10 protein-coding genes are annotated in these 12,386 nt (G+C 65.7%); 5 read left to right on the top strand and 5 right to left on the bottom strand.

Annotated elements, in window-relative coordinates; translation table 11 throughout:
- Positions 1–145: 145 nt before the first annotated feature.
- The gene (locus BraRD5C2_RS35640; RefSeq protein ID WP_223976464.1) at positions 146–1,315 is read left to right on the top strand and encodes an acyl-CoA dehydrogenase family protein; all 1,170 of its coding nucleotides are present in this window, start codon (positions 146–148) and stop codon (positions 1,313–1,315) included.
- 37 nt (positions 1,316–1,352) lie between these two features.
- On the opposite strand, the gene BraRD5C2_RS35645 is transcribed toward BraRD5C2_RS35640, so the two are convergent.
- The 4 genes from BraRD5C2_RS35645 to BraRD5C2_RS35660 form a co-directional block, all read right to left on the bottom strand.
- The gene (locus BraRD5C2_RS35645; protein ID WP_223976466.1) at positions 1,353–1,775 is read right to left on the bottom strand and encodes a cupin domain-containing protein; all 423 of its coding nucleotides are present in this window, start codon (positions 1,773–1,775) and stop codon (positions 1,353–1,355) included.
- Between the two features lie 90 nt (positions 1,776–1,865).
- Positions 1,866–2,480 carry a tetratricopeptide repeat protein gene (locus tag BraRD5C2_RS35650; RefSeq protein WP_223976468.1) on the bottom strand — a complete coding sequence of 205 codons (615 nt, stop codon included), beginning with the start codon at positions 2,478–2,480 and terminating at the stop codon, positions 1,866–1,868.
- A gap of 361 nt (positions 2,481–2,841) precedes the next feature.
- Positions 2,842–4,575: an adenylate/guanylate cyclase domain-containing protein gene (locus tag BraRD5C2_RS35655; RefSeq protein WP_223976470.1), complete on the bottom strand. Its 1,734-nt coding sequence runs from the start codon at positions 4,573–4,575 to the stop codon at positions 2,842–2,844.
- Between the two features lie 135 nt (positions 4,576–4,710).
- Complete coding sequence (locus tag BraRD5C2_RS35660; protein WP_223976472.1) at positions 4,711–5,265, bottom strand: PAS domain-containing protein; 555 nt, start codon at positions 5,263–5,265, stop codon at positions 4,711–4,713.
- Positions 5,266–5,766: 501 nt separating this feature from the next.
- Here BraRD5C2_RS35660 and BraRD5C2_RS35665 point away from each other — a divergent pair.
- Both BraRD5C2_RS35665 and BraRD5C2_RS35670 read left to right on the top strand, forming a co-directional pair.
- Complete coding sequence (locus tag BraRD5C2_RS35665) at positions 5,767–6,564, top strand: rhomboid family intramembrane serine protease (RefSeq protein WP_223976675.1); 798 nt, start codon at positions 5,767–5,769, stop codon at positions 6,562–6,564.
- Positions 6,565–6,752: 188 nt separating this feature from the next.
- Positions 6,753–7,181, top strand: a complete 429-nt coding sequence (locus BraRD5C2_RS35670; RefSeq protein ID WP_223976474.1) for a CBS domain-containing protein — start codon at positions 6,753–6,755, stop codon at positions 7,179–7,181.
- A gap of 17 nt (positions 7,182–7,198) precedes the next feature.
- On the opposite strand, the gene BraRD5C2_RS35675 is transcribed toward BraRD5C2_RS35670, so the two are convergent.
- Positions 7,199–8,230: a patatin-like phospholipase family protein gene (locus BraRD5C2_RS35675; RefSeq protein WP_374708087.1), complete on the bottom strand. Its 1,032-nt coding sequence runs from the start codon at positions 8,228–8,230 to the stop codon at positions 7,199–7,201.
- Between the two features lie 283 nt (positions 8,231–8,513).
- Here BraRD5C2_RS35675 and BraRD5C2_RS35680 point away from each other — a divergent pair, with 283 nt between their 5' ends.
- Together BraRD5C2_RS35680 and BraRD5C2_RS35685 are read left to right on the top strand one after the other, a co-directional pair.
- Positions 8,514–9,584 (top strand): hypothetical protein, encoded by a 1,071-nt coding sequence (locus tag BraRD5C2_RS35680; protein WP_223976677.1) that lies wholly within the window; start codon positions 8,514–8,516, stop codon positions 9,582–9,584.
- A 281-nt stretch (positions 9,585–9,865) separates the two neighbouring features.
- Positions 9,866–12,349, top strand: coding sequence for a putative bifunctional diguanylate cyclase/phosphodiesterase (locus tag BraRD5C2_RS35685; protein WP_223976478.1), 2,484 nt, complete (start codon positions 9,866–9,868; stop codon positions 12,347–12,349).
- Positions 12,350–12,386 lie beyond the last annotated feature (37 nt).

Here is a 12,386-nt window from a genome sequence, read left to right on the forward strand (position 1 = left end):
CATGTCCCCGAAACTGGTCCGCTGAACCTGTCTGCACAATTCATGACAAAGAGATGACAATCCCGCTGCGACGCCAGGCGCCATGGCCAAATCCGCGTCTCCGCGGTGAACTCCCGATATTGCCAGTTTCGGAAAGGACGGCGCCATGCCCAAGCCTGCCCAAGACCCTGCCTTGCCCATTGTTGCCGGCCATTTGGCCGCGCTCGAGCGGCTGGCCCCGCTGATTGCCGAGCAACGGGCGGATTTCGACCGCGAGCGCCGGCTTCCCGACGCCGTGGTCCGCGCCCTGGCCGAGGCCGGAATGTTTCGGCTGTATTTGCCGAAGGCGCTGGGCGGGCCGGAATTCTCGCCGCTCGAGTTCATGACGATCGTGGAGGCGGCGGCCGCGCTCGACGGTTCGGTCGGCTGGCTGGTCGGCAATGGCGGCGGCATGAGCCGGACCGGCGGCTACCTGCCGGAAGACGTGGTGCGGGGCTGGTTCGCCGATCCACTAGCGTTCATCGCGAGCGCCACCGGGGCGATCGGGACGGCAGTGGAAGTCGAGGGCGGCTATCGGATCAGCGGCCGTTGGCCGTTCGGCAGCGGTGCGCCGCACGCCACCAGGTTCATGGGGCTCGCGAGCGTAAAGGGTCCCGACGGCAAGGATGGCCCGCCGATCTGCTGCTACGTCGATCGCGCCGACGTCCGCCTCCACGACACCTGGTTCGTGTCCGGATTGCGCGCCACCGGAAGCTGCGACTTCGAGATGCAGGATTGCTTCGTGCCTGCCAGCCACACCCATCCGCTGGTCGACTTCAAGCCGACCCAGCCGGGCATCCCGTACCGCCTGCCGGGTCTGGCGGCGTTCTCCTGGACGGTCTCGGTGGTGCCGCTCGGGATCGCCCGCGGCGCGCTCGACGCCTTCATCGCGCTCGCGGGCAAGAAGCCGAGGCTCGGTGGCGGCGGCCAACTCCGCGACGGCGAACTGGTGCAGGCGATGGTCGGCCGCGCCGAAGTGGCGCTGCGCTCGGCGCGGGCGCTGCTGGTCGAGGACATGACGGAGCTGATGGCGGCGAGCGAGGCCGGAGGCGACCGCCTGATCGAAGCGCGGCTGCTGCACCGGATCGCCTGCGCCAATGCCGGCGAAACCGCCGCGCGCGTCGTCGAGATGATCGCGGCGGCCGCCGGCACGGCCGCGATCCTCGAGACCGGTACGCTCGAACGATCGATCCGCGACGTCCAGGCCGCGGTCAAGCATGTCGCGATGACCCCGATCAGCTACGGGCTGGTGGGCCGCGTAAAACTCGGCCTGCCGCTCGGTACGACGCGTTTTTGAGCAGGGCCGTCGGCGGTGCAAACCTCTCGCCGAGCGGTCAGGAGGCGACCGGCACCAGGCCGTAACGCAGCATCGTCTCTTTCATCCTGGCCGGATCGGGGGCACCGCCTGCCATCAGCGCCGCCATGTCCTTGAAATATTGCGGTCCGAGCGCGCCGGGGCTCAGCAGGCAGAGGCAGGTCGCCGGACCGTTCGAGCGATTGGTGAAGCCGTGCACGACACCACGCTTGATGAACACCGATTCGCCGGGCCCGATGTCGATCTCCTTGCCGTCGACCCGCCAGGTCGAGACCCCCGAAAGCCCGTAAATCGTCTCGTCCCAGCTCTCATGATAGTGCGGGATCGGCATCCGGGCGTTCGGTTGCAGCGTCATCTCGAACAGATCGACGCTGCCGCCGGTGGTCTCCTTGCTCTGCAGGAATTTGAGCTGCAACGTGCCGAAATCGATCAGGTCGGGCATGACGGACTCGCAAATGGTTTGCGAGCCCACGATAGCGGACGGGGCCGCAGGAAGCCAACGGCCCGTACCGTTCGGACGCGCGAAGCGCGCTCAGTAGACGAGGTTCGTACCCGGCGGCTTCTCCAGCGCCGCCGCCAGCGTCCGATACTCCTCGCAGTCGGTGCCGCAGATCTCGGCGATCCGCTGCAGATGATACTGCGCCTGATCGCGGTTGCCCTGTTCGATCTGCCAGAGGCCGTAGTAGTTCCACGTCAGCACGTGGTTCGGATCGGCCTTCAGCGCGCGCTCGTACCAGACCTGCGACTGCTTGTAGTCACCGAGCTTGCGATAGGAATAGCCGATCAGGTTGGCGACGTTCGGGTGATCGTCGCGGTCGAGCGCGTGCAGCTGATCGATCGCGGCGGCGTAGTCGTTGCGTTCGTAGATCGTCGCATAGGCCGCGCGATAGCCGTCGCGGAATGCCGGATCGTCGAAGCCGGATTGCTTGATCGGCTTCTTGATCTTGTGCGTGGTCTTTCTGCCCTTGTCCTGAGGATAGGCCGGCGTGGGAGTGCTGTAGCTCGACCCGTAGAGCTCTCCGCCGCCTGCGCCTCCACCGCCGCCACCACCTCCGCCGGCGGCGATGGCGGTGTGCGGTGGGAACAGGACGATAGGCGCTGTCAGAATTGCCGCAAGCGTTGCGAGCTTCATCGGTGACTTGATCATGCGCACCTCCCGAATAGACGTGGACAGTCATTGCTCTGAAGCACTAACTCCCGATCGAGGGGAGCATTCCGCGCGCTTTGAAAAATTGTTTGCCGAAGCGGCAATCGCACTGTCGCTTCCGAACGTCGCGCTTGCACACACGTGCTGTTTGTTCGCGCCGTCGAACGACGGAGTGGAAACTAACATCGGTGTTAGAATTGGGCCGGTCGCACAAGGGCAGTGTGAAGGGCAGGCCGACGTCAATGCGTGTGGCCCGGATGAGCAAAGCGATATCCAGGATTTTTCTTTCCGCATATCGCGGAGCCCGTCATCGGGGCGCGCATTCGCGCGACCCATTGGCTCATCCGGGCTACAAGTGTCGCTACTTCTGCTCCAGGTGCCAGGCGCCGTCCCAATCCGCCGCCGGCGGATTTTGCCTGAACGCTGCGGCGCGTGCCTTCATCGTGATCGACGGTCCGTCGCCTGGCGCTACAGTCAACGCCGCAGTGAAAGCTTGCTCGGCGTCGTCCCAGCGGCGGTCGCGATAGGCGGCGAGACCATCCGCGTAGTGCTGCCGCAACTCGGTCTGCGCCGGCGTCAGCTCGTCCTTCTTGCCGAGGATCTCGAACACGGCGACCGGCTGGGTCTGGCCGACGGCGACGAGGCGGTCGATCTCGCGCAGTTCGATGGCGTCGGCGCAGGCGCTTGCGGTGGCTTCCGAGATCAGGCTGCGGCTACCGTAGAACTTGTTGGCGCCTTCCAGCCGCGAGGCAAGGTTCACGGTGTCGCCGAGCACGGTGTAGCTCATCATGAATTCGGAGCCGATGCTGCCGACCAGCGCTTCGCCGGTGGCGATCCCGATCCGGATGTCGCAATCGGCCGGGATCGCGCGCACGCCGAGCAACTCGGGCAGATCCTTGCGCAGCTGGTTGACCTGGCCGATCATGTCGATGGCGGCAAGCGCGGCCAGATGGGTCTGCTCGGCTTCCTCGACGAAGGGGGCGCCCCAATAGGCCATGATGGCGTCGCCGATATATTTGTCGATGATGCCGCGGTGCGCATGGACCGGCGCGGACATCGTCGACAGATACAGGTTCATGATCTTGACGAGGCCGCGCGGCGTCACGCCTTCGCTCAGGCTGGTGAAGCCCTTCATGTCGCAGAACATCACCGTCATGATGCGGCGCTGGCCTTCGGTGGCGGCGATCGCCGGCTGATCGAGCAGGCCCTCGGCGATCCGCGGGTTGATGTAGCGGCCGAAGGTCTCGCGAATGCGCTGGTTGTGACGCAGCGTCTCGATCATGCGGTTGAAGGCGGCGGAGAGCTGGCCGATCTCGTCCTGGGTCGTGATCGCGATGGTGCCGTCGAGGCGGCCGGCCTCGACCTCGCGGGTCCCCTCCAACAGCCGCATCACCGGGCGCGTGATGCCGCTGCCGACCAGCATCGCGAACACGAAGCCGAGGATCGCGGCAATCGCAGTCACGACGCCGGAGATGATGATCGCCCGTTGCTGGGCACTCATCACCTTCGCGGCGGCCGAAGCGACCTGCGCCAGCATGTCGGTACGAATGCCTTCGATCTTGTTGCTGAAGTCGTCGCGCAGGACGTCGGCGCGGAGCGTGGTCGCTTTCGCGGCCGCAAAGTCCTGGGCGTCGAGCTGGTCGAGCAGCGTCTTGTTCTCGGCGTTCAGGCGCATCAAGAGGTCGTTGACGGCATTGTCGATGCGGTCATCGAGGCGCCCGAGGGCGGCATTGTCGGACGGGGTCGAGGGATCGGCGATGATCGAATCGATCAGCATGCGCGCCGCGTCGGCCTCGCGCTTGATCGTCGGCTCGATCTCGTCGAACGTCTTGCGCGCCGCGTCATAGCCGCTGGCTTCCCCCGGCGCCTGCATCTTCGCCATCATCATCCGGCGCATCGCCAGCGACCGCTCCAGCGAGCGGATGTTGACGCGGGCGAGATGACCATAGGCGGGGATGTAGCGGTTGGTGAGCTCATCCAGGAGATGGCCGACCTGGCCCGCCATCACCATCGACAGCAGCGAGGTGATCACCGCGAGGACGATGAGTCCCGCGGCAATGCCGACGATCTTCTGCCTGATCGAATTGCGAAACATGCCCAGCCCGGCCGCAGCTGCAATGAGCGGATCACCTCCGCCATGGCGGCGAAACAGCTAATAGAGTTCCGCGGCCCGCGGCGCAAGCGACCGGCGTGATCGGTCTCGCCGCCGGTCGGGGGCAGGCGCCAGGGGCTAGCGCAGCCCTTCGTAGACCATCAGGCCGCGCGCGATGGCGAGCTTGCGCAGGGTCCGCGGCACCAGCCGCTCCTGGGGATGCAGGTAGCGCCACGAGGTCAGGACGAGGTCGTGCAGCCGGGTGACGTCATCCTCGAACGGGGCGAGCAGGCCGGTCAGGCTCGCCGGCATATGGACGCGGGCGGTGAAGGGCAGCAGCAGCAATTCAAGGTGCGCCTTGGAGCCGGTTTCGGTCGTGGCGGTGACGCCGGCGATGGCCGGCAGGGTCTCTTCGACGACACAGGTGACGATGTCTTCGATCTCACCGCGGCTCTCGTCGGTGAAAAGGGCGGAAAAACTGCGGTTCTTGAGGTCGCAGCCGAGCAGGGCGGAGGTGCGGGTGCCGGCGACGCGGAACGGAAAGCGGGTCTCGCCGTCATAGGACAGCACGAAGATGTCGGACAGCAGCTCGCGCACCGCGGACGGTTCGAATTCACTCCGGTCAGGTGCACGCGCAGTGCCGCGCTTCGCATTCCAATAGGCGAAGAAATCGCGGCTCGAGCTGTGTTTCATCTAAAGAACCTTGCCCGGCACCTGGCTCGGCGGGACACATCTGTCCCGGTTTTGCTCAGGCGCCTTCCCTTCTCTGTTGTGCAGGGAAGGCTGTGCAGCGTCCATGCCGTGGCCGCGGTTTGGGCGGCTTATCGGCAGCTTTGTGTTGTTAACGTAAATTTAACTATGTCCTTGGCGGCTATGGAACCTGCGCGTAGGGTCCGCGCGTTCCCGTTCGCCGGCTGCCCCAAGCGCCGGCGTGGTTGGTACACAGGTGGCGTCAAACAGTTTGGTCACCGTGCGGGGAGGGGTGGGGATGTTCTCCCGATCCCTCTGGGGCACGAGAAGACCAGCCGAGCAGGGAGGGCGTTCTCAGCGCCCTCCCTATTCTTTTGTCCCGATCGCTTTGGTCTCGATCCCGTGCCGCGACACCCGGTGTCCGATTTCGGGATTGTGCACTTGCACAGCGGTGTGAAAGCCGCCTATCTCTGCTTCACAGCCGCATTCGAGGTCGTCGACCCCTTGGACTCCCATTCCGAATCCCCGCTCGAGCCGCCGCCGGAGGCGCCGCGCGAGCCGATCCTGACCTTGCCGGCGGCGCTCACCGCCTACATCATCCTGATCGCGGTGATCCATCTGCGGGTGCTGTTGCCGCCGGAGATGGAAAACTGGACCATCGACGTCTTCGGCTTCATCCCGAAGCGCTACGATTCGACGCTGCTCGACATCACCTTCCCGGGCGGGGACGGCGCCAAGGTCTGGACCTTCGTCACCTATTCGCTGCTGCACGCCAACCTCACCCATATCGGCTTCAACGTGCTGTGGCTGCTGCCGTTCGGCAGCGCGCTGGCACGGCGCTTCGGCGCGGTGCGCTTCTTTGTCTTCATGGCGGTGACGGCGGCCGCCGGCGCGCTCGCGCATCTGCTGACCCATGAGCACGCCATCGCGCCGATGATCGGCGCGTCGGCCTCGGTGTCGGGGACGATGGCTGCGGCGATCCGCTTCGCCTTCGTGAGGGGCAGCTTCCTGTCGTTCAGCCGGGGCGATGCCGATGCGGCCGCCAAGGTGCCCGCGCTGTCGCTGTGGCGGGCGCTGCGCAATGGACGGGTGCTTGCGTTCCTGGCGATCTGGTTCGGCGTCAATATCCTGTTCGGCGCCACCTCGCTGACGCTTGGTGCTGAGGACGCGAGCGTCGCCTGGCAGGCGCATATCGGCGGCTTCCTCGCCGGGCTGTTGCTGTTCTCGCTGTTCGATCCTATCCCGCGCGCGCGAGACGATGCTGCGGATGCGTCGTCGGTGGACCAGTCCGGCCGCGTCTGATCGCCGCTTGCGGCTCGGTTCGAATTCCTCCATCATCTTTGCGACACAGAACAAAGCGGGCCGACACATCGAGCCCAGCTACCGACCGCGCCCCGGAACCGAAATCGGCGCGGAACTGTTGATTGAAGACTCTGGCGAACAGGCTCGACTCCGCTGAAGCGGGCGCGAGCGGATTCAGGGAGGCGGCAATGACGGTACGTTCCATTCTCGATGCAAAAGGCCATCAGGTCATGAGCGTCGCGCCCGGCGCGAAGCTCTCGGCCGCGGTCAAACTGCTCGGCGAGCGCAAGATCGGCGCCGTGCTGGTGATGGAGCAGGGCCGGATGGAAGGCATCCTGTCGGAGCGCGACATCGTGCGCGTGCTCTCAGAGCGCGGCGCGGGCGCGCTGGACGAGCCGGTGAGCGCGGTGATGACCAGGAAGGTGGTGAGTTGCCGCGAGTCCGATACCGTCAGCGGCCTCATGGAGATGATGACCACCGGCAAGTTCCGCCATCTCCCTGTCGTCGAGGACGGCAAGGTGGTCGGACTGATCTCGATCGGCGACGTCGTCAAGCGCCGCGTGCAGGAATATGAGCACGAGCAGGAAGCGCTGCGCGATTACATCAAGACCGCCTGAGCAGGACCGCCTAAGCGCTACTTCCCGGTGGTGCCCGCGCCGTTGGACGGCGGCGCCAGGATCTCGATCGCTTCCTCGATCGCGCCGATGGCGCGTTCGGCCGCGCGGATGCCGTGTGCGATCAGGTCGTCGGCGCGGTGGAAGTCGAACCAGCCGATCTGACCGACGCGCGGCGAGATCAGCATATCAGGCGGATCGCCGGCGAGGCGCGCGCGGGTGATGCGGTCCTGCATGATGTTGAAGGCGTCGACCATGACGCTCGAGATCCCGGGCCGGCTGGCGCTGCCGAAAAACTCCCGCTTCACGGTCCGTTCGGCGGAGAAGAAGCGGCCGAACCGCCGCTTCGGAGCTTCCGGCTCAATCTCTGCCTCGGCGGTCACCGCGACCGTCACCTCGGGCGCGGCCGACGGCCCGTGATTGTAGATCGTGGTCGAATGCGCGAACACGTCGCTGGACAGGTTCGCCGCAATGACGATCTCGGCGCCGAGGGCGCGGGCGGCCGAAACCGGCACCGGATTGACCAGCGCGCCGTCGACCAGCCAGCGGTCGCCGATCAGCACCGGCGCGAAGATGCCGGGCAGGGCGTAGGAGGCGCGCATGGCGTCGACCACGCGGCCCTGGGTCAGCCAGATTTCGTGGCCGGTGCGCACTTCGGTTGCGACGCTGGCGAATTTGACCGCGAGGTCCTCGATCATGACTTGCCCCAGCGCCGCCTCGATCTCGGCGGCGAGCTTGGTGCCGCCGATCAGGCCGGAGCCGTTGAGGCGGATGTCGAGGTAGCCGAGCACGCTGCGCGGCTGCAGGCTGCGGGCCCACTGCTCCAGCTTATCGATGTGGCCGGCCGCATAGGCGCCGCCGACCACGGAGCCGATCGAGGTGCCGACCACCACATTGGGGACGATGCCATGGGCGAGCAGGGTCTTGATGATGCCGATATGGGCAAAGCCGCGCGCGGCGCCGCCGCCAAGCGCAAGTCCGATCACCGGACGGCGAACCGGTCCCAGTCCTACCTTGTCGGGGCCGTCGGAGCTCTTTTGGCCTCGGCCCATCCAGCTATCCAACACGACAAATCTCCTGCCAGCACGAGACTAGGCCGCGCGGCACGGCTACGCCAGCGTCGTCCGGTTTCATGGTTATTCCCCTCAAGGCATGATTCATGCCCCGGGTGGACCGCGGTAGGCAGGGAATGTGACTGGACCGCGACGACAGGGCTAACGCAGGGCTAACATCGGCTTGATCGAGCGGTTCCAAACCGGGATGACGCCTCCAGGACTGTGACAAAGCCTTGGAAGAAGGCTTGAATTTGCCGCGTTTTCGTTGAAAAGCATGATGATGACTTCGAGGGGCAACGGCATCGGCGGATGCGGACGGGGCATGCGGCTCCTTCCGCTATTGACGCTTGCGGCATTTTTGCTCGCCCTGGTCCCCACTTCCGTTTCTGCGCAGTTCTTCAGCGACCGGCCACCGCCAATCCCGCCTGCCTCGGTGCCGGACGTACCGTCCGGCCCGGCGCTCAATTTGGCGCCGCCATCCGGGCCCGGTTCGGGGCCCGTTCTGCCCGGTCCGCTGACCCAGCCGACCATCGTCCAGCCGTCGATCGCGACCGTGCCTCCGGTGACGCCACCGGCCGGCTCGCCGACCGCCGGGCAAGCGGTGCTGTCGCTGACGGCGCGATACGGCAAGGACCTGCCGGTGATCAATGCCGGGCTGGTCTGGCGGGTGTTCGCCGACAAACCGGATGACAACGGCACTTACAAACTGATCCGCGAGGAGCGCGGGGCGACGCCCAACGTCGTGCTGCCGCCTGGCAACTATGTCGTCCATGTCGCGCTCGGCCTCGTCAGCGCGGTTCGCGCCGTCAGCCTGAAGTCGGAGACCGATCGCGAGTCCTTCGTGCTGCCGGCCGGGGGCCTGCGGATCGAAGGCCGGGTCGGCACCAGCAAGATCCCGGCCAACCAGATTTCGTTCGCGATCTACAAGGGCAGCCAGTTCGACGGCTCCGACCGTGGCCCGCTGGTGCCCAACGTATCTGCCGGCGACGTCGCGCTGCTGCCGGAGGGCACCTATTACATCGTCTCCAACTATGGTGACGCCAACTCGGTGGTGCGCTCCGACATTCGCGTCGGGGCGGGCAAGCTGACCGACGTCACCGTCACGCATCGCGCGGCCGTCATCACCCTCAAGCTGGTCAGCGAGAAGGGCGGCGAGGCACTCGCCAACACCGCATGGTCGGTGATCACGCCGGGCGGCGACGTCATCAAGGAATCGATCGGCGCGTTCCCGCGCGTCGTGCTCTCCGAAGGCGAGTATCGTGCGATCGCCAAGAACGAGGGCAAGGTCTTCGAGCGTCCCTTCAACGTCGTCAACGGCGTCGATGGCGAAGTCGAGGTCGTGGCGCGCTGACGTCGGACCGCGCTGCATTTCACGCAGCCGTCATAGTCTCTAACATGAACTAACCATCGCGCGAATTTGAGCTGTCATAATCGCTGGCGGCGACGCACGGCATCGCTATTTTTACATGGCGTTAAGCCGCGGCATGACTTGGATGCCACGGGGACTAAAGCGCGCTGAGTTCACGTCGTGTCGTCATCGCGCCTTGGCTTTTTGCCTGAGCATGATCTTTCGGAAAGCGGCTTCGCACTTTTCCGGATCGTGCTCTGGCGTTTGCGTGAACGGGGCGTGCCATGATCATGGCCAACAACAAATCAGCAAAGACATCGGCCAAGTTCAATTCCGAGATGTTCGCCGGCGTTCCGGTTCTGCAACGCAAGTGGCAGGCGGCAGTCCGTCCCGGTGAAAAGCTGCCGCATTATGAAGACGTGATGCTCGGCAGCCTTGGCCGGCTCGCCGATCACATCGTGCTGCTGCGCAACGTCGACGGCGTGCTCAGCGTCTCGCACACCGGCCGCTACGTCCAGACCTGGCTGAACGACGAGCGCTGGGACATTCCGCTCAGTGCGCTGCCGCCGGACTGCGCGACGGCATTGACCGAAGCTGCCGCGAATGCGCGCGAGAACTGCCGGCCCTATCTCGCGTCGGCGCATTGCGTGCGCGACGGTCTGGTGCGGACCTTTGACGTGCTGGCGCTGCCGACGCGATCGCGCTGGGGCGGCATCCTGGTCGGCGTCTATGTCAACGAGCGCAATGCGCAGTACAATCTTCTCGATACGATCTTCTCGGCCACCGACGAGGGCGTGCTGTCGCTCGCCGCGATCCGCGACGCACGGGGCGAGGCGGCCGATTTCCAGATCGTGCATCTCAACCAGGGCGCCGCAAGGCTCCTGATGCAGCCCGCGACCGAATTGCTTTGGCGCCGACTCAGCGCCGGCGGCAATCCGCTCGCGGCGCCGGCGGTAATGAACCGCCTGCGCGAATTCGTTGGAAGCGGTCCTGTCGGCCAATTCGAGATCGACAGCGGCGATCGCTGCCTGCGGCTCGGCGTCACGGCGTTCGGCGACATGCTGTCGCTGACCGTCTCCGACGTCACCGCGCTGAAGCAGCGCGAGCAGTCGTTCCGTCTGCTGTTCGAGAACAACCCGATGCCGATGTGGGTATTCGACGCCGGCACGATGGAATTCCTCAGCGTCAACGACGCTGCCGTTCAGCACTATGGGTACAGCCGGGAGCGATTTCTCGGCATGACGCTGCGCGAGATCTGGCCACAGGATGAGTGGGCGATGCACAGCGCCGCCTTGCGCGAGGTCGGCGACGTCTATCAATCGAGCCGCGACTGGCGGCACATCAAGGCGGACGGCACCGAAATTCATGTGCTGACCTTCGGACGCAGGGTGGCGTTCGAGGGCCGCGACGGCTATCTGGTCGCGGTGGTCGACATTACCGAACGCCGTGCCGCCGAAGCGCGGATCGCGCACATGGCGCATCATGACGGTCTCACCAATCTGCCGAACCGCGACTTCTACCAGGAGCGTTTGCGCGAGGCGCTGGAGCGCAGCCGCTCCGGCAACAAGCGCGTCGCGGTGATGTGCATCGATCTCGATCTGTTCAAGAACGTCAACGACTCCTTCGGGCATCCGATGGGTGACCGGCTGCTCAAGCTGGTGGCGGAGCGGCTGCGCGAGGTGGTCCGCGACGACAATGTCGCGGCCCGTCTCGGTGGCGACGAGTTCGCGATCGTGCTTGCCGCGGATGTGTCGCCGAACGAGGCGAGCGCTTTCGCGGAACGGCTGATCGACGCCCTGAGCGCGCCCTACAAGATCGACGGGCTCGAAGTCGTGGTCGGCGCCAGCGTCGGGATCGCGCTGTCGCCGGGCGACGGCACGACGTCGGAAGAATTGATGCGCAACGCCGACATGGCGTTGTATCGCGCCAAGTCAGACGGCGGCGGCGTGCATCATTTCTTCGAGCCTGAGATGGATCAGCAGGCGCAGAAGCGCCGCGACATGGAGCGCGATCTGCGCGCGGCCTTCAGCAACGGCGAATTCGAGCTGCACTATCAGCCGCTGGTCGATATTTCCGCCGACCGCATCAGTGGCTTCGAGTCGCTGCTGCGGTGGCAGCACCCGCAGAAGGGCATGATCTCGCCCGCGGAGTTCATCCCGGTTGCGGAAGACATCGGTCTGATCGTCGCGCTCGGCGAATGGGTGCTGCGCGAAGCCTGCGCCGAGGCGATGAAGTGGCCTGCCGACGTGAAGGTCGCGGTCAATCTGTCACCGGTGCAGTTCCGCAGCCGCAACCTAGTCCAGGCCGTGATCTCGGCGCTGGCGCATTCCGGCCTGTCGGCGCGCCGGCTCGAGCTCGAGATCACGGAATCGGTGTTTCTGGCGGAGACCGAAGCCAATCTCGCGATCCTGCATCAGCTGCGCGAACTCGGCGTCAGCATCTCGATGGACGATTTCGGCACCGGCTATTCCAGCCTGAGCTATCTGCGCAGCTTCCCGTTCGACAAGATCAAGATCGACCGCTCCTTCGTGAAGGACCTCGCGCGGCGCTCCGACTGCCTGGCGATCGTGCGCGCGATCTCGGGCCTTGGCCGCAGCCTCAAGATCACCACGACCGCGGAAGGGGTCGAGACGACGGACCAGCTCGACTGGCTGCGCGCCGAAGGCTGCAACGAGGTGCAGGGCTTCCTGTTCAGCGCGGCACGACCCGGGCACGAGATCGCGGCGTTGCTGACTGGTTTTGCGGCACGCGCGTCGAAGGCGGCGTGAGCTTTGCCTGCTCGTCATGGCCGGGGGGGGGCCCGCC

Source organism: Bradyrhizobium sp. RD5-C2 (genome assembly GCF_019972155.1).
In the GTDB taxonomy this organism is placed as follows: domain Bacteria; phylum Pseudomonadota; class Alphaproteobacteria; order Rhizobiales; family Xanthobacteraceae; genus Bradyrhizobium.

Excerpts from the sequence above, each read along its gene's own strand:
- BraRD5C2_RS35640 (WP_223976464.1), top strand. The coding sequence starts at position 146 with ATGCCCAAGCCTGCCCAAGACCCTGCCTTGCCCATTGTTGCCGGCCAT.
- BraRD5C2_RS35645 (WP_223976466.1), bottom strand. The coding sequence starts at position 1,775 with ATGCCCGACCTGATCGATTTCGGCACGTTGCAGCTCAAATTCCTGCAG.
- BraRD5C2_RS35650 (WP_223976468.1), bottom strand. The coding sequence starts at position 2,480 with ATGATCAAGTCACCGATGAAGCTCGCAACGCTTGCGGCAATTCTGACA.
- BraRD5C2_RS35655 (WP_223976470.1), bottom strand. The coding sequence starts at position 4,575 with ATGTTTCGCAATTCGATCAGGCAGAAGATCGTCGGCATTGCCGCGGGA.
- BraRD5C2_RS35660 (WP_223976472.1), bottom strand. The coding sequence starts at position 5,265 with ATGAAACACAGCTCGAGCCGCGATTTCTTCGCCTATTGGAATGCGAAG.
- BraRD5C2_RS35670 (WP_223976474.1), top strand. The coding sequence starts at position 6,753 with ATGACGGTACGTTCCATTCTCGATGCAAAAGGCCATCAGGTCATGAGC.
- BraRD5C2_RS35675 (WP_374708087.1), bottom strand. The coding sequence starts at position 8,230 with ATGGGCCGAGGCCAAAAGAGCTCCGACGGCCCCGACAAGGTAGGACTG.
- BraRD5C2_RS35680 (WP_223976677.1), top strand. The coding sequence starts at position 8,514 with ATGACTTCGAGGGGCAACGGCATCGGCGGATGCGGACGGGGCATGCGG.
- BraRD5C2_RS35685 (WP_223976478.1), top strand. The coding sequence starts at position 9,866 with ATGATCATGGCCAACAACAAATCAGCAAAGACATCGGCCAAGTTCAAT.